The organism is Delftia sp. 60, from assembly GCF_002754395.1.
Taxonomy (GTDB): domain Bacteria; phylum Pseudomonadota; class Gammaproteobacteria; order Burkholderiales; family Burkholderiaceae_C; genus Comamonas; species Comamonas acidovorans.
Genome location: NZ_PEFD01000001.1, coordinates 4,449,112 through 4,470,820 on the forward strand (window position 1 = coordinate 4,449,112; position 21,709 = coordinate 4,470,820).

17 protein-coding genes are annotated in these 21,709 nt (G+C 66.7%); all 17 read left to right on the plus strand.

The features are described from left to right. The first annotated feature begins 55 nt into the window (after window positions 1–55). Window positions 56–430, plus strand: a complete 375-nt coding sequence (gene gcvH / locus CLV01_RS20190) for a glycine cleavage system protein GcvH (protein ID WP_012206130.1) — start codon at window positions 56–58, stop codon at window positions 428–430. A gap of 71 nt (window positions 431–501) precedes the next feature. Further along, window positions 502–3,393, plus strand: a complete 2,892-nt coding sequence (gcvP, locus tag CLV01_RS20195) for an aminomethyl-transferring glycine dehydrogenase (protein ID WP_099733372.1) — start codon at window positions 502–504, stop codon at window positions 3,391–3,393. 154 nt (window positions 3,394–3,547) lie between these two features. Next, window positions 3,548–5,767, plus strand: a complete 2,220-nt coding sequence (locus CLV01_RS20200) for a PAS domain-containing hybrid sensor histidine kinase/response regulator (RefSeq protein WP_097205113.1) — start codon at window positions 3,548–3,550, stop codon at window positions 5,765–5,767. Between the two features lie 32 nt (window positions 5,768–5,799). Then, a complete protein-coding gene (locus tag CLV01_RS20205) occupies window positions 5,800–6,498 on the plus strand; it encodes an RluA family pseudouridine synthase (protein ID WP_099735089.1) in 699 nt (232 codons plus the stop codon). A gap of 340 nt (window positions 6,499–6,838) precedes the next feature. Continuing rightward, entirely contained in the window at window positions 6,839–7,960 is a 1,122-nt protein-coding gene (locus tag CLV01_RS20210) for a branched-chain amino acid ABC transporter substrate-binding protein (protein WP_012206134.1), read from the plus strand. A 97-nt stretch (window positions 7,961–8,057) separates the two neighbouring features. Further along, a complete protein-coding gene (livH, locus tag CLV01_RS20215) occupies window positions 8,058–8,984 on the plus strand; it encodes a high-affinity branched-chain amino acid ABC transporter permease LivH (protein ID WP_012206135.1) in 927 nt (308 codons plus the stop codon). Further along, entirely contained in the window at window positions 8,984–10,222 is a 1,239-nt protein-coding gene (locus tag CLV01_RS20220; protein WP_043824703.1) for a high-affinity branched-chain amino acid ABC transporter permease LivM, read from the plus strand. The genes livH and CLV01_RS20220 overlap by 1 nt, the downstream gene beginning before the upstream one ends. A gap of 52 nt (window positions 10,223–10,274) precedes the next feature. Then, complete coding sequence (gene livG, locus CLV01_RS20225; RefSeq protein WP_012206137.1) at window positions 10,275–11,042, plus strand: high-affinity branched-chain amino acid ABC transporter ATP-binding protein LivG; 768 nt, start codon at window positions 10,275–10,277, stop codon at window positions 11,040–11,042. A gap of 8 nt (window positions 11,043–11,050) precedes the next feature. Next, window positions 11,051–11,752, plus strand: coding sequence for an ABC transporter ATP-binding protein (locus CLV01_RS20230; protein WP_034398706.1), 702 nt, complete (start codon window positions 11,051–11,053; stop codon window positions 11,750–11,752). Window positions 11,753–11,919: 167 nt separating this feature from the next. Next, window positions 11,920–12,831 (plus strand): pyridoxine/pyridoxal/pyridoxamine kinase, encoded by a 912-nt coding sequence (pdxK, locus tag CLV01_RS20235; protein ID WP_099733371.1) that lies wholly within the window; start codon window positions 11,920–11,922, stop codon window positions 12,829–12,831. Beyond that, entirely contained in the window at window positions 12,828–13,604 is a 777-nt protein-coding gene (locus CLV01_RS20240; protein WP_099733370.1) for an SDR family NAD(P)-dependent oxidoreductase, read from the plus strand. The genes pdxK and CLV01_RS20240 overlap by 4 nt, the downstream gene beginning before the upstream one ends. Before the next feature lie 290 nt (window positions 13,605–13,894). Beyond that, window positions 13,895–14,893 (plus strand): hypothetical protein, encoded by a 999-nt coding sequence (locus CLV01_RS20245; protein ID WP_063325598.1) that lies wholly within the window; start codon window positions 13,895–13,897, stop codon window positions 14,891–14,893. A gap of 141 nt (window positions 14,894–15,034) precedes the next feature. Continuing rightward, the gene (ligD, locus tag CLV01_RS20250; RefSeq protein ID WP_099733369.1) at window positions 15,035–17,662 is read left to right on the plus strand and encodes a DNA ligase D; all 2,628 of its coding nucleotides are present in this window, start codon (window positions 15,035–15,037) and stop codon (window positions 17,660–17,662) included. A 34-nt stretch (window positions 17,663–17,696) separates the two neighbouring features. Beyond that, entirely contained in the window at window positions 17,697–18,674 is a 978-nt protein-coding gene (ku, locus tag CLV01_RS20255) for a non-homologous end joining protein Ku (RefSeq protein ID WP_099733368.1), read from the plus strand. A 217-nt stretch (window positions 18,675–18,891) separates the two neighbouring features. Further along, complete coding sequence (locus CLV01_RS20260) at window positions 18,892–19,104, plus strand: hypothetical protein (protein WP_012206144.1); 213 nt, start codon at window positions 18,892–18,894, stop codon at window positions 19,102–19,104. 152 nt (window positions 19,105–19,256) lie between these two features. Continuing rightward, window positions 19,257–21,344, plus strand: a complete 2,088-nt coding sequence (locus CLV01_RS20265) for a catalase (protein ID WP_099733367.1) — start codon at window positions 19,257–19,259, stop codon at window positions 21,342–21,344. A gap of 157 nt (window positions 21,345–21,501) precedes the next feature. Continuing rightward, entirely contained in the window at window positions 21,502–21,690 is a 189-nt protein-coding gene (locus CLV01_RS28935; protein ID WP_141441593.1) for a hypothetical protein, read from the plus strand. The last annotated feature ends 19 nt before the right edge of the window (window positions 21,691–21,709 follow it).

Sequence of the window (21,709 nt, forward strand, 5' to 3'; positions counted from 1 at the left end):
CCTTTCTCAAACCGCCTTTCACAGGTTTCTTTTTCAGTTTCTATCGGAGCAAGCCATGAGCATCCAGTATTCCAAGGACCACGAATGGATCAACGCCGCCAACCCTGACGCGGCCATCGTCGGCATCACCCTCCACGCGCAGGATGCGCTGGGCGACGTGGTGTTCGTCGATCTGCCCGCCGTGGGCACCAGCTTCAACCAGGGCGATGTGGCCGGCGTGGTCGAGTCCGTCAAGGCCGCCGCCGATGTCTACATGCCCGTCAGCGGCGAGATCGTCGAAGTCAACGAAGCCCTGCGCGACGACCCCTCCCTGGCCAACAGCGACCCGCTGGGCGAAGGCTGGTTCTTCAAGGTCAAGCTCAGCGACGCAGGCCAGCTGGCCGCGCTGCTCGACGAAGCCGCCTACACGGCCTTCGCACAGAGCAACTGACGCCACTTTCCGGCCAGGACGGGCGCCAGGGCCCGCCCTGGCGCTTTTCAGCTTTTGAGACAGGTCCCTCCATGCTGATGTCCTCCACCCAGCCCCTTGCCGCCCTCGAGAACGCCACCGAATTCGTGGCCCGCCATATCGGCATTGCGCCCGAAGACGAGGCCCACATGCTCAGCGCCATTGGCGCGGCATCGCGCGATGCGCTGATCGACGCCATCGTCCCGCCCTCCATCCGGCGCCACCAGCCCATGGCGCTGCCGCCAGCGGCCACCGAGGCACAGGCGCTGGCCGAGCTCAAGGCGCTGGCAGGCCGCAACCAGCTGCTCAAAAGCTTCATCGGCCAGGGCTACTACGGCACGCACACGCCCGGCGTCATCCTGCGCAACATTCTGGAGAACCCCGCCTGGTACACGGCCTACACGCCCTACCAGGCCGAGATCTCGCAAGGCCGCATGGAGGCCCTGGTCAACTTCCAGACCATGGTCTGCGACCTGACGGCCATGCCGATTGCCAACGCCTCCATGCTGGACGAGGCCACGGCGGCCGCCGAGGCCATGACGCTGGCCAAGCGCTCCGTCAAGAACAAGAGCAACCGTTTCGTGGTGGCCGGCGATGCCCACCCGCAGACCATCGAAGTCATCCAGACGCGCGCCGCGCCGCTGGGCATCGAGGTGCTGCTGGCCAACTCGCTGGAAGAATGGAACCAGCTGATGGAGGGCGACTACTTCGCCGTGCTGGCCCAGTACCCCGCCACAAGCGGCCGCATCGACGATCTGCGCGCCGACGTGGACAAGGCCCATTGCAAGCAGGCCGCCTTCATCGTGGCCACCGACCTGCTGGCGCTGACCCTGATCACGCCGCCCGGCGAATGGGGTGCCGACATCGTGGTGGGCACCACCCAGCGCTTTGGCATGCCCATGGGCGCGGGCGGCCCGCACGCTGCCTTCATGGCCTGCCGCGACGAGTTCAAGCGCTCCCTGCCCGGCCGCCTGGTCGGCGTGAGCGTGGACGTGCATGGCAAGCCCGCCTACCGCCTGGCACTGCAGACGCGCGAGCAACACATCCGCCGCGAAAAGGCCACCTCCAACATCTGCACGGCCCAGGTGCTGCCCGCCGTCGTGGCCAGCATGTACGCCGTTTACCACGGTCCCGAGGGCCTGGAGCGCATCGCCCGCCGCGTGGCCTCGTACACGGCCATCCTGGCGCGCGGCCTGGCCGAGCTGGGCGCGCCGCTGCGCGAGGTGCCCAGCTTCGACACGCTGAGCCTGCACACGGGTGCGGCCACCCAGGCCATCGTGGAGCGTGCCGTGTCCCTGGGCGCCAACCTGCGCGTGTATTTCAAGGAATACCTGTGCATCTCGCTGGACGAGACCACCACGCGCGCCGATGTCGAGCTGCTGTGGAAGATCTTCGCCCGGGACGGCCAGGCCCTGCCCAGCTTCGCCGCCTTCGAAAAGGGCGTGGAGCCGCTGATCCCTGACGGCCTGCGCCGCAGCAGCGATTTCCTCACGCACCCGGTGTTCAACACCCACCGCTCCGAGACCGCCATGCTGCGCTACATCCGCCAGCTGTCGGACAAGGACCTGGCGCTGGACCGCAGCATGATCCCGCTGGGCTCCTGCACCATGAAGCTCAACGCCACCAGCGAGATGATTCCCATCACCTGGCCCGAGTTCGCCCAGGTGCACCCCTTTGCCCCGGCCGACCAGCAGCAAGGCTATGCGGAACTGGACAAGCAGCTGCGCGACTGGCTGTGCCAGGCCACGGGCTACGCCGGCATCAGCCTGCAGCCCAATGCCGGCAGCCAGGGCGAGTACGCGGGCCTGCTGGCCATCAAGGGCTGGCATGCGAGCCGGGGCCAGTCGCACCGCAACGTCTGCCTGATTCCCAGCAGCGCCCACGGCACCAACCCCGCCAGCGCGCAGATGGTGGGCATGCAGGTGGTGGTCACCGCCTGCGATGCCAACGGCAACGTCGACATGGCGGACCTGGCGGCCAAGTGCGAGCAGCACAGTGCCAACCTGGCCTGCATCATGATCACCTACCCCAGCACGCACGGCGTGTTCGAGACCCAGGTCAAGGAGCTGTGCAAGCTGGTGCATGACCACGGCGGGCGCGTCTACGTGGACGGCGCCAACATGAACGCCCTGGTGGGCCTGGCCGCGCCGGGCAGCTTCGGCGGCGATGTCAGCCATCTGAACCTGCACAAGACCTTCTGCATTCCGCACGGCGGCGGCGGCCCAGGCGTGGGCCCCGTCTGCGTGGTCGAGGACCTCGTTCCGTTCCTGCCCGGCCATGCCACGGCGGGCCTTGCGGGCGGCACGGGTGCGATCAGTGCCGCACCGCTGGGCAATGCGGCCGTGCTGCCCATCAGCTGGATGTACATCCGCATGATGGGCGCCCAGGGCCTGACCCTGGCCACCGAGACCGCCATCCTCAGCGCCAACTACATCAGCGCCCGGCTGCGCGACCACTACCCGACGCTGTACGCGGGCGAGCACGGCCATGTGGCGCACGAGTGCATCCTGGACCTGCGCCAGTTCAAGGAAAGCACGGGCGTCATGGCCGAGGACGTGGCCAAGCGCCTGATCGACTACGGCTTCCATGCGCCCACGCTGTCCTTCCCCGTGCCCAACACGCTGATGGTGGAGCCCACCGAAAGCGAAAGCCTGTACGAGCTGGACCGCTTCGTGGACGCGATGATCGCCATCCGCGAGGAAATCCGCGCCATCGAGCAGGGCCGCCTGCCCCAGGACGACAACCCGCTCAAGAACGCGCCGCACACGGCCGAGACGCTGCTGGCCTCGGAATGGGCCCACCCCTACAGCCGCGAGGCCGCTGCCTACCCGGTGGCCGCCCTGCGCCAGTCCAAGTACTGGTGCCCGGTGGGCCGCGTGGACAACGTCTACGGCGACCGCAACCTGTACTGCAGCTGCATCCCCGTGGACGCTTACCTGAGCTGAAGCACCTGCCACCGAAAGGGGCGCTTGTGGCGCCCCGCCTGGCGCGCGTACACTGCGGCCCTGCCCGCGCCGGGCTCCGGTAATCTGCCGGACGCCGGGCGCGGGCCACCAGGATTTGTGCGGCATGTGCCGCTTTCCCCAGCGCCAGCCCGCGATGAGCAGCCCAGACCATTCCGATCCGCCTCGCGACGACGAGCACCTGCCCCTGCATGCGCTGCTGGCGCCCGGCGCCGACCTGCCCCCCGTCGAACGCTTCCCCCTCTTCCAGCCCGAAGACGACCCGCTGCAGGCCCTGGTGGCCGAGCTGCGCAACTACCAGCGCGAACTGGAAATCCAGAACCGCGTGCTGGACTACAGCCAGGCCGTGGCCGAAAGCGCCTCCGAGCGCTTCGAGGCCCTGTTCGCCAGCATTCCCCTGCCCCTGCTGGTGGTGGACGAGCACGACATGGTGGTGCAGGCCAACGCCATGGCGCACAGCGCCTTCCAGCCCTCCGAGCATGACCGGCTGCTGGTCAATTTCGCGCCCTTCGTGCACCCGGACGACGCCGAGCGCGTGCGCGAGACCTTCTCCGCCGCACGCGAGCTGGGCCGCACCGAGGCCCACGAGGTCTGCTTCGAGATCACCGAGCAGCACCAGCTGCGCGCCGACCTGCACGTGGCCTGCATCGCCATCCCCCAGCAAAGCGGCCCGCCCATTGCCCAGTACCTGTGCGCCGTGGTGGACCAGGGCCCGCTGCTGGCCGAGCGCCTGGCGCTGCAGCAGCGCAACCACCAGCTGTTCCTGAGCGAGCGGCGGCTGGAATCGGTCATCAACTCGGCGCTGGACGCCATCATCTGCCTGGACTCGGACCAGCGCATCACCGTCTTCAATCCCACGGCAGCCGCCCTGTTCCTGTGCCCGCCGCACGACGCGCTGGGCAGCCCGCTGGAGCGTTTCCTGCCCGATGCGGCACAGGCCCTGTCCTTTGCACCGCTGACCACGCAGGCCGTGCTGGGCGAGATGACGGCGCGCACGGCCAGCGGCCGCGAGATTCCGGTCGAGGTCAGTGTCTCCTTCGAGCACCACAGCGGCGGCGAGACCACCACCGTGTTCGCGCGCGACCTCACCAGCCGCAAGAAGGCCGAGGCCCAGCGCAACGAACTGGAAGACCAGCTGCGCGAATCGCACAAGATGCAGGCCCTGGGCACCATGGCCGGAGGCATTGCGCACGACTTCAACAACATCGTGGGCGCCATCCTGGGCAACGTGGAGCTGGCCAAGGCCGACTGCGGCGGCAATGCCGCGGCCATCGAAAGCCTGCAGGAGATCGAAAAGGCCGGCCGCCGCGCGCGCGACCTGGTGCGCCAGATCCTGACCTTCAGCCGCAACGAGCCGCCACAGCGCAAGCCCGTGCAGGCGCGCGAAGTCATGGGCGACACGGCGCGGCTGCTGCGCGTGACCCTGCCGCCCGCCGTGGAGCTGCAGGTGCATGTGCCGCCGCAGCTGCCCCCCATGCTGGCCGACGCCATGCAGGTGGAGCAGGCCCTGTTCAACCTGTGCACCAACGCCATGCACGCCCTGGGTGAGCGGCGCGGCCTGATCCAGATGGACGCCGACCTGGTGCGCCCCGACCAGCGCCTGTGCGAGCGCCTGGGCCTGCCGCCCGTCAGCTACGTGGCGCTGTCGGTGCAGGACAACGGCCCCGGCATGGATGCGCGCACGCTGCAGCGCATCTTCGAGCCCTTCTTCACCACCAAGCCCGTGGGCCAGGGAACGGGCCTGGGCCTGCCCGTGGTGCACGGCGTCATGCGCAACCACGGCGGCGCCGTGGACGTGTACAGCATTCCAGGGCAAGGCAGCCGCTTCACGCTGTACTTTCCCCCGGCCGACGCCCTGGCGCCCGCCGAGCACGCACCACCCCAGGCGCCCGCAGCCGAAACGCCGCCCAGCCTGCCGGAGCCGCTGGCAGCCGCAGAAACCCCGACCGGCCCGCAGTTCGCCCTGCTGCCCGACCCGCAGGCCGCACAGCAGCATGTGATGTACGTGGACGACGACCAGGCCCTGGTCTTCCTCGTGCAGCGCCTGCTGCGCCGTCGTGGCTACCAGGTCAGCGGCTTCACCGATCCGCACGAGGCCACCGAGGCGCTGCGCGCCGCCCCCCAGGACTACGACCTGCTGGTCACCGACTACAACATGCCCGGCTACAGCGGCATCGACCTGGTGTACGAGGCGCTGTCCATCCAGCCCCTGCTGCCCATCGCCCTGGCCTCGGGCTACATCACCGCCGAGATCGAGCAGGCCGCCATGGCCGCTGGCGCCAGGGCCCTGGTGCACAAGCCCAATGACGTGGAGGAGCTGTGCGCCACCGTGCACAGGCTCCTCAATGAACGGTGAGCGGCTTGAACACTGAAACGCCGCAGGAGTGCATCGGTGCTGGTACTGCTGCCGATGCCGATGCAGATGCAGATACCAATGCAGGTGTCTCCTGCCTGTACGAGGACGCCGAGCTGCTGGTGCTGGACAAGCCCTCCGGCCTGCTGTGCGTGCCCGGGCGCGGTCCCGACAAGCAGGACTGCCTGAGCGGCCGCGCCTTGCAGCGCTGGCCCGATGCGCTGGTCGTGCACCGGCTGGACCAGGCCACCTCGGGCCTGGTGGTCATGGCGCGCAGCCTGGCCAGCCAGCGCCTCCTGAGCGAAGCCTTTGCGCAGCGCCGCGTGCACAAGCGCTATGTGGCCGTGGTCGCCGGCCGCCCTGCCGCGCAGCAGGCCGACGCCTGGCAAAGCATCGACCTGCCGATAGCCGCCGACTGGGAGCGGCGCCCCCTGCGCATCATCGACGCCCTGCAGGGCAAGCCCAGCCAGACTCTGTGGCGCGCCATGCCCGCAGCCACCGAAGGCCAGGGCACACCCACCACGCGGGTGCAGTTGCAGCCCGTGACGGGCCGCACCCACCAGTTGCGCGTGCACATGGCGGCGCTGGGCCATCCCATCCTGGGCGATGCGCTCTACGCCGATGCCGCCGTGCAGGCCCTGTCGCCGCGCCTGCTGCTGCATGCGCACCAGCTGGAGCTGGCCCATCCCCTGTCGGGCCAAACGCTGCGTTTCGAATCCGCCGTGCCGTTTTGATCCACCGCAGAAACACGCAAACCGGCGCCCTCTGGTGCGTTGCTGCAATGCAACATTCCGTGTACGTGTTTCCCCTTCTTGCAGTCGGTCATATTGGTTTCATGCAGCACCGTCCGGGTGCACCGTCGGCATCAGGCGTTTTCGTCGCCCAAAACCGGCGTTGACAAGCGGCCTGCGATGGCATCCAGCCCTTAGCGAAAAGCCTGCATGCGCGCCAGCCCCGGGATACCCTGTTGCCATTGGTAACCAGGAGATTAATCTGTGCTTCTTTGCGCGGATCGCCCCTACAGGAGCCACCGCGTTTTTCAGAACGCTTTACCCAAAGTTGAAGGAAGTACTCATGAGCATTCCGTTCCGCATGCACACCGTCGTCGCCGCCCTGGGTTTGGCTGGTGCCGCCTTGTTCTCCACAGCGCATGCGCAAATCAAGATCGCCATGGTGGTTCCCACCACCGGCCCGCTGACGCAGTACGGCGACATGGTCAAGGAAGGCGTGAACACCGCCGTGGAAATGGCCAATGCGGCTGGCGGCGTCAATGGCAAGAAGATCGAGCTGGTGTCCGTCGATGACGCCTGCGAACCCAAGCAAGGCCCCGTGGCCGCCAACCGCGTGGTCAACGCCAAGATCGGCTACGTGATCGGCCCCGTCTGCTCGGGCGCATCGATTGCCGCCGCCCCGATCTACAACAACGAAGGCGTGGTCGTCGTGACCCCCTCGGCCACTTCCCCGGCGCTGACCGACGGCAAGAACTACCACTTCATCTTCCGCACCATCGGCCGCGATGACCAGCAGGGCCCGGCCGCCGCCAAGTTCATCCTGGACAAGGCCAAGCCCAAGAAGGTTGCCGTGCTGCACGACAAGCAGTCGTATGGCCAGGGCATTGCCTCCTCCGTGCGTGACGACCTGAAGAAGGCCGGCGTGGAAGTGGCCCTGTTCGAAGGCATCAACGCCGGCGACAGCGACTACTCCGCCGTCATCACCAAGCTCAAGAGCGCCGGTGTGGACTTCGTCTACTACGGTGGCTACCACCCTGAAATGGGCCTGCTGCTGCGCCAGGCTTCCGAGCAGGGCCTGAAGGTCCGCATGATGGGCCCCGAAGGCGTGGGCAACCCCGAAGTCAATGCCATCGCCGGCAACGCCGTCGAAGGCATGCTGGTGACCCTGCCCGCAGACTTCTCGGCCAACCCCAAGAACGCCGCCGTGGTCAAGGCCTTCAAGGACAAGAAGCGCAATCCCTCGGGCGCCTTCCAGCTGACCGCATTTGCCGCCACGCAAGTGCTGCTGGACAGCATCAAGGCCGTGGGCGACAGCCCCGCCAAGGTGGCTGACCACCTGCACAAGTCCAACTTCGAGACCGTTCTGGGCTCGGTGGGCTGGAACAAGCAGGGCGACCTGAAGTCCTTCGACTTCCAGGTGTTCGAATGGCACAAGGACGGCAGCAAGTCGGTCGCTGCCAAGTAATCCCCCTCGTTGACTGGCCGGGGCACGCTTGCGCGTGTCCCGGTTGTCTGCATCCTGGCCTTTTAGGCCTTTTCCTGTTTTGGGGCGGCATTACACCATGTCAGAACTCTTACCTCAGCTGATACAGCAGCTGTTCAACGGACTGTCCCTGGGCGCCATCTATGCCCTGATCGCCATCGGCTACACAATGGTCTACGGCATCATCGGGATGATCAACTTCGCCCACGGCGACATCTACATGATCGGCGCCTACATCGGCCTGGTCACGCTGTCGGCCATCGGCACGACAAGCGGCCTGCCCGTGTGGGCCATCATCGGCCTGATGCTAGTGGTGTCGGTCTTCGTCACCGGCGTCTACGGCCTGGTGGTGGAACAGGTGGCCTACAAGCCGCTGCGCCGCAGCCCGCGCCTGGTGGCCCTGATCTCGGCCATCGGCATGTCCATCTTCCTGCAGAACTGGGTGGCCCTGGGCCAGGGCGCGCGCGACATGGCCGTGCCCTCGCTGCTGCCGGGCGCGCTGCGTTTCGGCGCCGAAGGTGGCTTCGAGATCTATGTGCCCTACTCGCGCATCCTGATCATCGTGGTCGCCATCGTGCTCATGGTGCTGCTGACGCTGTACATCCGCCATTCCCGCATGGGCCGCGCCTCGCGCGCCTGCGCCCAGGACATGCACATGGCCAGCCTGCTGGGCATCGACACCAACCGCGTGATCTCGTTCACCTTCGTGCTGGGCGCCATGCTGGCGGCCGTGGGCGGCGTGCTGATCGCGCTGGCCGTGGGCAAGCTCAACCCGTTCATCGGCTTTCTGGCCGGCATCAAGGCCTTCACGGCGGCGGTGCTGGGCGGCATCGGCTCCATTCCCGGCGCCATGCTGGGCGGCGTGCTGCTGGGCGTGGCCGAGACCTTTGCGGCAGCCTACATCTCGTCCGAGTACAAGGACATCGTGGCCTTCGGCCTGCTGGTGCTGATCCTGCTGTTCCGCCCCACGGGCCTGCTGGGCAAGCCTGAAGTGGAGAAGGTCTGATGAAAGCCAAACCCACCTTGAACCTGCGCGACGCCCTGATCGCCACGGTGATGACGGCCGTGGTCGTCACGCCCATCTTCGGCCTGCACCTGGAGCGCGCCGGCACCCGCACCATCATCAACCCCGACTGGACGGTGGTGGCCTGGGCCTGCGCCCTGGTCTTCCTGGTGCAGCTGCTGCGCCCGCTGATCGCGGCGAAGATGCCCAAGGTCTCGCTGCCCTCGCTGCCACACGCACGCCCCAGCCACCGCAACGGCCTGATCCTGGCCGCCCTGCTGATCGCCGTGTCCTGGCCCTTCTTCGCGGGCCGCAACGCGGTGGACATCGCCACGCTGGCCATGATCTACGTGATGCTGGGTCTGGGCCTGAACATCGTCGTGGGCTTTGCCGGCCTGCTGGACCTGGGCTTCGTGGGCTTCTACGCCGTGGGCGCCTACACCTATGCGCTGCTGTTCCACTGGGCCGGCTGGTCCTTCTGGGAAGCGCTGCCGCTGGCCGGCGCCGCTGCCGCGATGTTCGGCTTCGTGCTCGGCTTTCCGGTGCTGCGGCTGCGCGGTGACTACCTGGCCATCGTGACGCTGGGCTTCGGCGAAATCATCCGCCTGATGCTGGTCAACCTGACCAGCATCACGGGCGGGCCGGACGGCATCTCCAGCATCCCCAAGCCCACGGTGCTGGGCCTGGAGATGACGCGCAATCCCTCCACCGAGGGCGGCACGACCTTCCACCAGTTCCTGGGGCTGGAGTTCAGCTCGCTGCACATGGTGATCTTCCTGTACCTGATGGCGCTGCTGCTGGCCGTGATCACGCTGTGCATCTCCAACCGCCTGGTGCGCATGCCCATAGGTCGCGCCTGGGAGGCGCTGCGCGAGGACGAGATCGCCTGCCGCTCCCTGGGCCTGAACCCCATGAAGATCAAGCTGTCCGCCTTCACGCTGGGCGCCATGTTCGCCGGCCTGGGCGGCGCCTTCTTCGCGGCGCGCCAGGGCATCGTCAACCCCGAATCGTTCACCTTCATCGAATCGGCGCTGATCCTGTCCATCGTGGTGCTGGGCGGCATGGGCTCGCAGCTGGGCGTGATCATCGCGGCCATCTTGCTGACGGTGCTGCCCGAGCTGGCGCGCGAGTTCTCCGAGTACCGCATGCTGATCTTCGGCCTGGTGATGGTGCTGATGATGATCTGGCGCCCGCAGGGCCTGCTGCCCATGCGCCGCCACCATGTGGAGGTGCGCTCATGAGGCATGCCGACACCATGATTTTTGGGACAACAGATAGCAGCAAGGGCCGGCAATGAGCGAGTATTTGCTAGAAGTCAAAGACCTGTGCATGCGCTTCGGCGGCCTGCTGGCCGTGGACCATGTGGGCTTCAACGTGCGCCCGCAGGAAGTGTTTGCCATCATCGGCCCCAACGGCGCCGGCAAGACCACGGTGTTCAACTGCATCAGCGGTTTCTACCAGCCCAGCAGCGGCTCCGTCACGCTGGACGGCAGCGCCATCGAGGGCCGCAGCAGCCACCACGTGGCCAACCACGGCGTGGTGCGCACCTTCCAGAACGTGCGGCTGTTCAAGTCCATGACGGTGCTGGAAAACCTGCTGGTGGCACAGCACCGCCGCTCGGGCGTCAACCTGCTGTCGGGCCTGTTCAACACGGCAAGCTACCGCCGCAGCGAAGAGGAAAAGATCGAGAGCGCCCTGCACTGGCTGGACGTCATGGGCCTGCGCGAGTTCGTCAACCGCGAGGCCGGCAACCTGGCCTACGGCCACCAGCGCCGCCTGGAGATCGCGCGCTGCATGATCACCAAGCCGCGCGTGCTCATGCTCGACGAACCCGCCGCCGGCCTGAACCCGCAGGAGAAGAAGGACCTGCAGGGCCTGATCGACCAGCTGCGGCGCCAGTACGGCATTGCCGTGCTGCTGATCGAGCACGACATGGGCCTGGTCATGGGCGTGTCCGAGCGCATCCTCGTCATGGAGTACGGCAAGCCCATCGCCATGGGCCTGCCGGACGCCATCCGCAACGATGAACGGGTCATCAAGGCCTACCTGGGAGAAGCCTGATGCCTGCCATGCTGCAACTGGAGAACATCTCCACCCACTACGGCGCCATCTGCGCGGTCGACAGCGTGAGCCTGCACGTCAACCAGGGCGAGATCGTCTCGCTGATCGGCTCCAACGGCGCCGGCAAGACCTCGCTGCTGATGACGGTGTGCGGCAACCCGCGCGCCAGCTCGGGCCGCATCTCGTTCGAGGGCGAGGACATCACCCAGCTGCCCTCGCACCACATCATGCGCAAGGGCATCGCGGTCTCGCCCGAGGGACGGCGCATCTTCTCGGACCTCACGGTCACGGACAACCTGAAGATGGGCGGATTCTTCCTGGACAAGCCGCAGATCGAGGCCGGCATCGAACATGTGTTCGGCCTCTTCCCGCGCCTGCGTGAGCGCGCCCACCAGCGCGCCGGCACCATGTCGGGCGGCGAGCAGCAGATGCTGGCCATCGGCCGCGCGCTGATGAGCAAGCCCCGCCTGCTGCTGCTGGACGAGCCCACGCTGGGCCTGGCGCCGCTGATCATTGCGCAGATCTTCGAGATCATCCAGACCATCCGCACGGCCGGCGTCACGGTCTTCCTGGTCGAGCAGAACGCCAACCGCGCCCTGCAGATCGCCGACCGCGGCTATGTGCTGGAAACCGGCAAGGTGGTGCTGGAAGACACCGGCGCCAACCTGCTGACCAACGACGCCGTGCGCCGCGCCTACCTGGGCGCCTGACAACGCACAGGCGCCTGGCGCCCCACGGGCCCGCCCTTCGGCGGGCCTTTTTCTTTTCACGCGCAGATCGCACAGTGGTCTGGTCATGCGCGGCCGATTGTGGGGTCTGCGGCCTGGGCGCAGGCGTTATAAAACACGTCCCTGCCTCTCATTGCTTCCCCACGCCCATGAACGCCTGCGCCCCCCAAGACATGCTGCAACCCCTGGCCATCGACGTGGTGTCCGTGCAGTCCCAGGTCGTCTACGGCCGCGTTGGCAACAACGTGGCCATGCCCACGCTGCAGGCGCTGGGGCTGGCGGCGGCGGCCGTGCCCACGGTGGTGTTCAGCAACACGCCGCACTATCCCAGCATCCACGGCGGGGCGATTGCCGCCGAGTGGTTTGCTGGCTATCTGCAGGACCTGGGCGCGCGCGGCGGGCTGCGGCAGTTGCAGGCCGTGCTGGCCGGCTACCTGGGCGGGCCGGCCCAGGCCACGCTGCTGGCGGACTGGGTTGCCGGCCTGCTGGCGCAGCGGCCCGGCCTGCGCGTGGTGGTGGACCCGGTGATCGGCGACCACGACAGCGGCATCTATGTGGACCCCGCCATGGTCGAGGCCTACCAGCGCCACCTGCTGCCGCTGGCCGACGGGCTGACGCCCAACCATTTCGAGCTGGAGCGGCTGACCGCGCGCCCTGTGCGCGGCATGGACGATGTGGTCCAGGCCGCGCGCAGCCTGCTGACCGGCCGCACGCAGTGGGTGGCCGTGACCAGCGCATCGCCCGAGCTGGACGGCGACCCTGCCCAGCGCATGCGCGTGGCCCTGGTCACGCGCGATGACGTGCATGTGATCACCCACGCGCGGGTGGATGCGGTGCCCAAGGGAACGGGCGATCTGTTCAGTGCCGCGCTCACCGGCCACTGGCTGCAGGGCGCCAGCCTTCACGAGGCGGCCGAGCGTGCCTGCGAACGCATCGTGCAGGCGCTGGAGCGCACCCGGCAGGCGCACAGCGCCGAGCTGCTGCTGCCATCGGACCCTGTCGCCGCCCAGGCAGCGGCCGGGCCGGCAGCACGGGCACAAGCGATACCATCGCCCGCATGAACAATGCATCGCCTCTTCTTTCCCTGACGATTCTTACCGGCGCCTCGCGCGGCATGGGCCTGGCCATGGCCCGGCAACTGCTGGATGCCGGCCATGAACTGGTCACGCTGTCGCGCTCCACCAGCGAAGACCTGGCCCAGGCGGCCGCCACGGCGGGCGCGCCGCTGCAGCAGTGGAGCGTGGACCTGGGCGAGCCCGAGGCCGCGGCCCGCAGGCTGGGCGACTGGCTGGCCGGCCTGGACGCCGCGCGCTACGCCAGCGTCACCCTGATCAACAACGCGGGCGTGATTCCGCAGATTGCGCCGCTGTCGCAGCTGCAGCCCGCCGACATTGCCCAGGCCATGCGCGTGGGGCTGGAGGCGCCCATGCTGCTGACGGCCGCCTTCCTGGCCGCCACCGAGGGCTGGACGGCCGTGCCGCGCAAGGTGCTCAACATTTCTTCGGGCCTGGGCCGGCGCGCCATTGCCTCGCAGGCCTCCTACTGCGCGGCCAAGGCCGGCATGGACCATTTCAGCCGCAGCGTGGCGCTGGACGAGGCGCTCAAGCCCCACGGCGCGCGCATCTGCTCGCTGGCGCCCGGCGTCATCGACACCGACATGCAGGTGCAGCTGCGCAGCGCGGATACCGCCGCCTTCCCCGATGCAGGCAACTTCGCCCAGCTCAAGGAGGGCGGCAAGCTGTCCACGCCCGAGCAGGCGGCAGCCCAGGTGCTGGGCTGGCTGCAGCGTGCCGATTTTGGCGAGCAGGTGGTGGCCGACGTGCGCCAGCCCTGAGCATTTTCCGGAGGGCAGCTTCAATGCGGCGATGAATATCCGGCAATGGAAAAAGGCATCGCCGCACTGACCTGAATAATCCGAATATCCGCCCTGGAAAATGTTCTGCAAGAATTACCGATTGCAGGCAGCATTTTCCATATCCATCCTGCGCATTCGCTCGAAAATCGTCATCTGGCAAAGGATGACGTTTTTCATCTGCGTTTGCCAGTCCTGCATTTCCAATCCTCCTACAGCGGCGTCTATTGCGACTGGCAAGAATGGGGCACTCAACTCCAAGAAAGTCGGCCATGTCCATTGCCTATTCCGAATCCGCGCCCCTGGCTGAAGCGCCAGTGGTCAACACGGTCGCCACCGTAGATACCTCACGCAGCGGCGTTTCATGGGCCGCGATATTTGCCGGCGCCATGGCGGCGGCATCGCTGTCGCTGCTGCTGTTCATTCTGGGCACCGGCCTGGGCCTGTCGTCGGTGTCGGTATGGTCCGGTGAAGGCCTGGATGCCGGCGCCCTGGGCCTGACGGCCGTGGCCTGGATCGCCTTCACCCAGCTGGCCTCGGCCGGCGTGGGCGGCTATCTGGCCGGGCGGCTGCGCACACGCTGGCAAGGCGTGCACACGGACGAGGTCTACTTCCGCGACACGGCCCATGGCTTTCTGTCCTGGGCACTGGCCACGCTGGCCATGGTGGCCCTGATGGGCGCCGCTGCAGGCGGTGCCGTCTCCGGCGCCTTCAAGGCCGCGCAGACCGTGGCCACCAGCGCCTCCAGCGTGGTGGGCGGCGCGATCGGCGCCGCGGGCGGTGCGGCTGCTGGCGGTGCCGCAGCCATGGCCGGTGCCTCGGGCGCCGACGCCTCGCCCCAGGGCCTGGCCTACTGGACCGGCAGCCTGTTCCGCAACTCCGGCGCCGCTACCTCCACCAGCAATGCCACCCCCGCCGACCTGGCCAGCGCCACCCGCGAGGCCGGCGTGATCTTTGCCCAGTCGCTGCGCACCGGCCAGCTGTCTCCCGCCGACGAGCAATACCTGGCCCAGCTGATTGCGCGCAACTCCGATATGTCCGTGGAAGATGCGCAAAAGAAAGTGCGTAGCACCTTTGATTCCGTGCAAATGCAGATAAAGCAGGCCGAGCAAAAGGCTGAAGAAGCCAAGCAAAAGGCCAAGCAGGCTGCCGAAGAGGCACGCAAGGCCACGGCCCATTCCATGCTCTGGCTGTTTGTTTCGCTGATGCTGGGCGCTTTTGTGGGCAGCCTGTGCGCCACCTGGGGTGGTCGTCAACGCGATGCCTTTTGATAATCCCCGGCACTGAAACCCAATCAATCCAATTCAATCCATTCAACGGAGGCTTGCCATGCGATCCATACTGCTTTTTCTCCTGGGCGTTCCCATTCCCATCATCATCCTGATTGCGCTCATCCACTGACGGATGCCGCCATGCCGGCCACGCGCAGCAAGTCCCAGGCATCCCGCCCGGCCCGCCCCACCAAAGGGGCGGCCAAGGCGGCGACACCCCAGGCCTCGCTCGCGCTGTACCGGCAAAAGCGCGACTTCACGCGCACACCGGAACCTTCGGCAGAACCTTCCAGTGAGACGATTGCAGGGCAGCCCGGCGCGGGCGCCCTGCAATTCGTCATTCAAAAGCACTGGGCCAGCCACCTGCACTACGACTTTCGGCTGGAGCTGGACGGCAGCATGAAAAGCTGGGCCGTGCCCAAGGGTCCCAGCTACGACCCGGCCGACAAGCGCATGGCCGTCCAGGTGGAAGACCACCCCATGGCCTACAACCGCTTCGAGGGCCAGATTCCACCGGGACAGTACGGCGCGGGCAAGGTCATCATCTGGGACCGTGGCATCTGGCTGCCCGAGGGCGATGCGGCCGAAGGCTATCGCAAGGGCAAGCTCAAGTTCGAACTGCGCGGCCACAAGCTGCAGGGCCGCTGGACCCTGGTGCGCATGCGCGGCAAGGACGACGCCAAAAAGCCCGCCTGGCTGCTGATCAAGGAGCACGACGGCCTGGAACGTGCTGCCAGCGAATTCAACGTGGTCGAGGACATGCCCGACAGCGTGGCCGGCCTTCCCCTGCCCACCGCCACAGCGCCCATCACCACACCCGTCACCACGCCCGTCGCTACGCACGTCACCGCGCCCATGCCGCAGAGCATCGCCCCGCAGCTGGCAACCTTGGTGGACCATGCACCTGCAGATGCCGAGCAATGGATCTTCGAGAGCAAGTTCGACGGCTACCGGCTGCTGGCGCGCATCGAGGACGGCGCCGTTCGCCTTTTCACGCGCAACGGCAAGGACTGGACCACCAAAATGCCCGCCCTGGCCCGCGCCTTTGCCGCGCTGCCCCTGCAATCGGGCTGGGTGGATGGCGAGGTGCTGATGCTGGACAGCGACAGCCGCCCTGACTTCCAGGCCCTGCAAAACGCCTTTGACGGCGAGCGCACCGACCACCTGGTGTTCTTCGCGTTCGACCTGCTGTGGCAGGACGGCCAGGACCTGCGGCCCCAGCCCGTGGAGCAGCGACGCCAGCAGTTGCAGGCCCTGCTGCACAAGGCGCCTTCGGACCGCCTTCGCTTCAGCGAGGCCTTTGACGCCCCGCCCGCCGACCTGGTGGCCGCCGCCTGCCAGCTGGGCCTGGAGGGCGTGATCGGCAAGCGGCGCGGCAGCGCCTATGCCTCGCGGCGCAGCGCGGACTGGATCAAGCTCAAGTGCGGCCTGCGCCAGGAATTCGTGATCGCGGGCTACACCGATCCCCAGGGCACGCGCACGGGCCTGGGCGCCCTGGTCCTGGCCGTGCATGGCGAGGACGGCCAGCTGCGCGCGGCAGGCAAGGTGGGCACGGGGTTCAACAGGCGCACCCTGGCCGATCTGCGCCAGCGCCTGGGGCGCCTTGCCACCGGCACCTCGCCGCTGGCGGACAGCCGGGGCCTTGGCAGCGGGGTGCACTGGGTGCGCCCCACGCTGCTGGCCGAGGTCTCGTTCGCGCAGTGGACCGAGGACGGCCAGGTCCGCCATGCCGTATTCCAGGGCCTGCGTGCGGACAAGCCTGCACGCAGCATTGTCAAAGAGGAGCCACAGCACGTGCCATCGACCGCATCTTCCGCCAGCGCTGCAGCCACGCCTGGCGCCGCACGAACGCAAACCCGCAACGCCAGGGCGGCGCGACTGCCCGCCTCGATGACCATCACCCATCCCGAGCGGGTCATCGATCCCTCCACCGGCATCACCAAGATGGATCTGGCGCGCTACTACGCCACGGTGGCGCCCTTCATGATCACCCACCTCAAGTCCCGGCCCGTGGCCATGGTGCGGGCGCCGGACGGCATCGAGGGCGAGCTGTTCTTCCAGAAGCACCTCGACCAGGCGCCGCTGCAGGGCATCGCCGCCCTGACGCCGCAACTGGACCCCGGCCATGCCCCGCTGATGGAGGTGTCCCGGCGCGAAGGCCTGGTGGCGGCGGCGCAGATGAACACCATCGAATGGCACACCTGGAACGCGCGCAAGGACCGCATCGACCGGCCCGACCGCATGACCTTCGACCTGGACCCGGGCGAAGGCGTGCCCTGGCCGCAGGTGCAGGAGGCCGCCAGCCTGCTGCATGTGCTGCTGCAGGAGCTGGAGCTGCCGGCCTTCCTCAAGACCAGCGGCGGCAAGGGCCTGCATGTGGTCGTGCCCATCAAGCGGCTGCTGGACTGGGACACCGTCAAGGCCTTCTCGCAGGCCGTGGTCCAGCACCTGGCCCATGCCGTGCCCCAGCGCTTCGTGGCCAAAAGCGGGCCGCGTAACCGCGTGGGAAAGATTTTTGTGGACTACCTGCGCAATGGCTTCGGCGCCACCACGGCCTGCGCGTGGACGGCCCGGGCGCGGCCGGGCATGGGCATCTCCGTGCCCGTGGCCTGGAACGAGCTGGACAGGCTCACGGGCGGCGCGCACTGGACCATTCGCTCGGTAGACCAGCGCCTGCGCCTGGGCAACTCCCCCTGGGAGCATTACGGCACGGCCGCCGTGGGCCTGGGCCGCGCCATGAAGGCGCTGGGCTTTGAGGCGCAGCGTTGAGCACCGTCCTGCAGGGATCGAAGAAAGCACCGCCATGAAGAAAGCCGCCTCCCCAAAATCCAGCCCGTCCACCTCCGCGCGCAGCATGTGGAAGGGCGCCATCAGCTTTGGCCTGGTGCACATTCCCATCGGCCTGTACGCGGCCACGGCCAGCTCGGACATCGACTTCGACTGGCTGGACAAGCGCAACATGCAGCCCGTGGGCTACAAGCGCATCAACAAGGTCACGGGCAAGGAAGTGGCCACGGCCGACATCGTCAAGGGCGTGGAATTCGAGGAGGGCCGCTACGTGGTGCTGAGCGCTGAAGAGATTGCCGCCGCCTTTCCCAAGACCACGCAGACCATCGAGATCGAGGCCTTTGTTGATGCCCAGGACATCCCCTTCATCTACCTGGAACGCCCCTACTACACCGCCCCCCTGCACCGTGGCGAGAAGGTCTACGCCCTGCTGCGCGAGGCCCTGCGCAAGAGCAACAAGGTGGGCGTGGCCAAGGTGGTCATCCAGACCAAGCAGCACCTGGCCATTCTGATCCCCTGCGGCCGGGCGCTGGTGCTGAACCTGCTGCGCTGGGGCGGCGAGATCCGCTCCTTCGAGCAGCTGGACCTGCCACCGCTGGACGCCAAGGCCGCCGGCATCAAGAGCGCCGAGATGACCATGGCCATGGCCCTCATCAAGGACATGAGCCAGGCCTGGGACGCCAACCAGTTCCGCAACTCCTTCAGCGAGGAAATCCACCAGCTCGTGCAGGCCAAGGCGCATGCGGGCGATGTCCAAAACGTTGAAAAACAGGAGACCACACCTGCCGCGCCGGCCAACGCGGCCGTGCTGGACCTGACGGCCCTGCTCAAGAACAGCCTGGGCAAGGGCGCAGGCGGACCATCCGCCACCGCAGCCAAGGAAAAAAATACCGCGTCAACGGTAAAAAATGCAAAGACCCCAGCGTCCAGAAAATCGACAAAATCCACAAAAACCCCGGCCAGACCCCCTGCAAAACGCCCCGCCGCCAAATAACCCCATATTTGGCCTGGCTGCATTTTTTACAAAAAGCAATTTCATTATAAGAAACACATCCATTTGTACCGACAAAATGAAACAAAGCTACTCCATAGCAAATTCCAATGCTTTACCAAAAGTAATCTTCCAAATATCCTACAAGCCGGCCATTTTCACGGTCGCACAATGAAATTGCAGTGATGACGGCATCGCTGTTTACTTAAGGAGTACGGAAATGACGCAACAGACCAACAACCCTCAAGGCAACACGGCCAGCAACCAGCAAAACGACAAGAACAAGCAGCAGCAGCAACAGAACAATCCGGGGCAGCAGCAGCAAAGCAATCCCAACAACCCGAACAATCCCAACCAACAGCAGCAACAGAGCAATCCCCAGCGCAACCAACCAGGGGAACAGCAAAAGCAGGGCAGCCATCAGCAGCGTTAAGCTGCCGATAGCGTGAACTGGCAAAGGGCCCCCTGGGCCCTTTTTTTATCTCCAGAGCTTTGCTGACGATGCCCTTTGGTTCAGCCAATCGCCTCTTCCAATAATTATTGCCTCATACAACAGGCCATCCTCTTTCTTTCAAGGAGTAAATCGTGGCTAAGAAATCCCCTGGTGAAAAGAAATCGTCCAAGCAATCCCCCACAGGCCATGGCGGAGAATTACAGCAACAGGCCGACGGACAGCACCCCGGATTGACCACGCAGCAAGGCATTCCGGTTCCTGATAATCAGAACTCTCTCACCGCCTGGGAAAAAGGCCCTACGCTGCTGGAAGATTTCATCCTGCGCGAGAAAATCACGCATTTCGACCATGAGCGCATTCCAGAGCGAATTGTCCATGCACGCGGCACAGGCGCCCACGGTTATTTCCAGCTGACAGATTCGCTGGAGCAATACACCACCGCCAAGGTCCTGACCGAAACCGGCAAGCAAGTGCCGATCTTTGTGCGCTTCTCCACCGTGGCCGGTGGGGCAGGCTCGGTGGATACCCCGCGCGATGTGCGCGGCTTTGCCATCAAGTTCTATACCGAAGAGGGCAACTGGGATCTGGTGGGCAACAACATCCCGGTCTTCTTCATCCAGGACGCCATGAAGTTTCCCGACCTGGTCCATGCCGTGAAGATGGAACCCGACCGGGGCTTTCCGCAGGCCGCCACGGCGCACGACACGTTCTGGGACTTCATCTCCCTCATGCCCGAGTCCATGCACATGGTCATGTGGATCATGAGCGACCGCACCATCGCGCGCAGCCTGCGCATGATCGAGGGCTTTGGCGTGCACAGCTTCCGGCTGGTCAATGCCCAGGGTGAAAGCACCTTCGTGAAGTTCCACTGGCGGCCCGAGCTGGGCATCCAGTCCACGGTCTGGGACGAGGCCCTCAAGCTGCAGGCCGCAGACAACGACTACCACCGCCGCGACCTGTTCGAGGCCATCGAGGCGGGCGACTACCCGGCCTGGGAGCTGTGCGTGCAGCTGTTCTCGCAGGAGCAGGCAGACGCCCTGCCCTACGACCACCTGGACCCCACCAAGCTCATCCCCGAAGAGGAAATTCCGCTGCGCAAGATCGGCCGCTTCGTGCTGGACCGCTGGCCCGACAACTTCTTCGCCGAGACCGAGCAGGTGGCCTTCTGCCCGGCCAATATCCCGCCCGGCATCGATTTCAGCAACGACCCGCTGCTGCAGGGCCGCCTGTTCTCGTACCTGGACACCCAGCTGTCGCGCCTGGGCGGGCCCAACTTCACGCAGTTGCCCATCAACGCGCCCAAATGCCCGTTCGCCCACCACCAGCGCGACGGCCACATGCAGACCGAGGTGCCCAAGGGCCGCGTGGCCTATGAGCCCTCCAGCCTGCAGGCCGACAGCCCGCGCGCCTCGGCAGCCCGCGGCTTGCGGCACTTTGCCCAGCCCGCGCAGGAGGGTGCCAAGGGCCGCATCCGCCCCGAGAGCTTTGCCGACCACTACAGCCAGGCGCGCATGTTCTACCAAAGCCAGAGCGCGCAGGAGCAGGCCCACATCGCCAGCGCCCTGGTGTTCGAGCTGTCCAAGGTACAGACGCCGCATGTGCGCCTGGCCGTCGTCGGCCATCTGCAGGTGATTGACGCCGACCTGGCAAAGCGCGTGGCCGACGGCCTGGGCCTGCCCCAGTTGCCGCCTGCCGCCAAGCCTGCCGTGCCCCCGCAAAAGCTGCCGCCCAGCCCGGCCACGCGCATCATCGACCGCATGAAGCCCACCTTGCAGGGCCGCTGCGTTGCCATCCTGGTGGACGAAGGCTCCAGCGCCCGGCACGTTGCCGCCTTCCACAAGGCGCTGGTGGCGCAAAAGGCCAGCGTGAAGATCATTGCGCCCAAGATCGGCGGCGCCACGCTGGACGACGGCAGCCACCTGCCGGCCGACGGCCAGCTGGCCGGATCGCCATCCGCGCAGTTCGATGCCGTGGTGTCCATCATCACGCTGGAGCGCGGCCAGGCGCTGGCCCGTGAGGCAGCCGCGCAGGACTGGTTCCGCGACGCCTTCGGCCACCTCAAGGCCATTGCGGCCTGCAAGGCGACACAGCACATCATGAAGACGGCCGGCATCACGCCGGACGAGGGCGTGTTCCCCATCGACAAGCCCGAACCCTTCATCGAAGGCGCCAAGAAGCGCTTCTGGGCCCGCGAAGCGAAGCTGAGAACGCTGGCCTGACCCCCGCCCCGGCGTGCGCCACATCATTGCCACCAGATGGCACCGCGCCGGACTTCAACCAACCTTGTACCCTGGCCATTTCCCTCGGGTCAGGCATGGCGCTTGCCACGGCAACACCAAGGCCGGCCCGGCCTGCCCCCCTACAGGAGCAACTCCCATGATCACTTCGGTACCTGCACCCCCTGTCACCCCACCTGTCACCCCGCCTGTTGCGCCCCCCGTCAATCCGCCGCCCACCGAGCCGCTGGTTCCCCCCGTGGGCGACCCGCCACCGGCCCCGGCACCTTCGCCCTATTCCGACCCGCCCATTGCCCCACCGCCACCGCCGCCGCAGGGGGTGCACTGAGCTCCGCGCCAGCCAGGGG

Bases quoted from the DNA above. Each gene is read 5' to 3' on its own strand.
- gcvH (WP_012206130.1), top strand. From the start codon at position 56: ATGAGCATCCAGTATTCCAAGGACCACGAATGGATCAACGCCGCCAAC.
- gcvP (WP_099733372.1), top strand. From the start codon at position 502: ATGCTGATGTCCTCCACCCAGCCCCTTGCCGCCCTCGAGAACGCCACC.
- CLV01_RS20200 (WP_097205113.1), top strand. From the start codon at position 3,548: ATGAGCAGCCCAGACCATTCCGATCCGCCTCGCGACGACGAGCACCTG.
- CLV01_RS20210 (WP_012206134.1), top strand. From the start codon at position 6,839: ATGAGCATTCCGTTCCGCATGCACACCGTCGTCGCCGCCCTGGGTTTG.
- livH (WP_012206135.1), top strand. From the start codon at position 8,058: ATGTCAGAACTCTTACCTCAGCTGATACAGCAGCTGTTCAACGGACTG.
- CLV01_RS20220 (WP_043824703.1), top strand. From the start codon at position 8,984: ATGAAAGCCAAACCCACCTTGAACCTGCGCGACGCCCTGATCGCCACG.
- livG (WP_012206137.1), top strand. From the start codon at position 10,275: ATGAGCGAGTATTTGCTAGAAGTCAAAGACCTGTGCATGCGCTTCGGC.
- CLV01_RS20230 (WP_034398706.1), top strand. From the start codon at position 11,051: ATGCTGCAACTGGAGAACATCTCCACCCACTACGGCGCCATCTGCGCG.
- pdxK (WP_099733371.1), top strand. From the start codon at position 11,920: ATGAACGCCTGCGCCCCCCAAGACATGCTGCAACCCCTGGCCATCGAC.
- CLV01_RS20240 (WP_099733370.1), top strand. From the start codon at position 12,828: ATGAACAATGCATCGCCTCTTCTTTCCCTGACGATTCTTACCGGCGCC.
- CLV01_RS20245 (WP_063325598.1), top strand. From the start codon at position 13,895: ATGTCCATTGCCTATTCCGAATCCGCGCCCCTGGCTGAAGCGCCAGTG.
- ligD (WP_099733369.1), top strand. From the start codon at position 15,035: ATGCCGGCCACGCGCAGCAAGTCCCAGGCATCCCGCCCGGCCCGCCCC.
- ku (WP_099733368.1), top strand. From the start codon at position 17,697: ATGAAGAAAGCCGCCTCCCCAAAATCCAGCCCGTCCACCTCCGCGCGC.
- CLV01_RS20260 (WP_012206144.1), top strand. From the start codon at position 18,892: ATGACGCAACAGACCAACAACCCTCAAGGCAACACGGCCAGCAACCAG.
- CLV01_RS28935 (WP_141441593.1), top strand. From the start codon at position 21,502: ATGATCACTTCGGTACCTGCACCCCCTGTCACCCCACCTGTCACCCCG.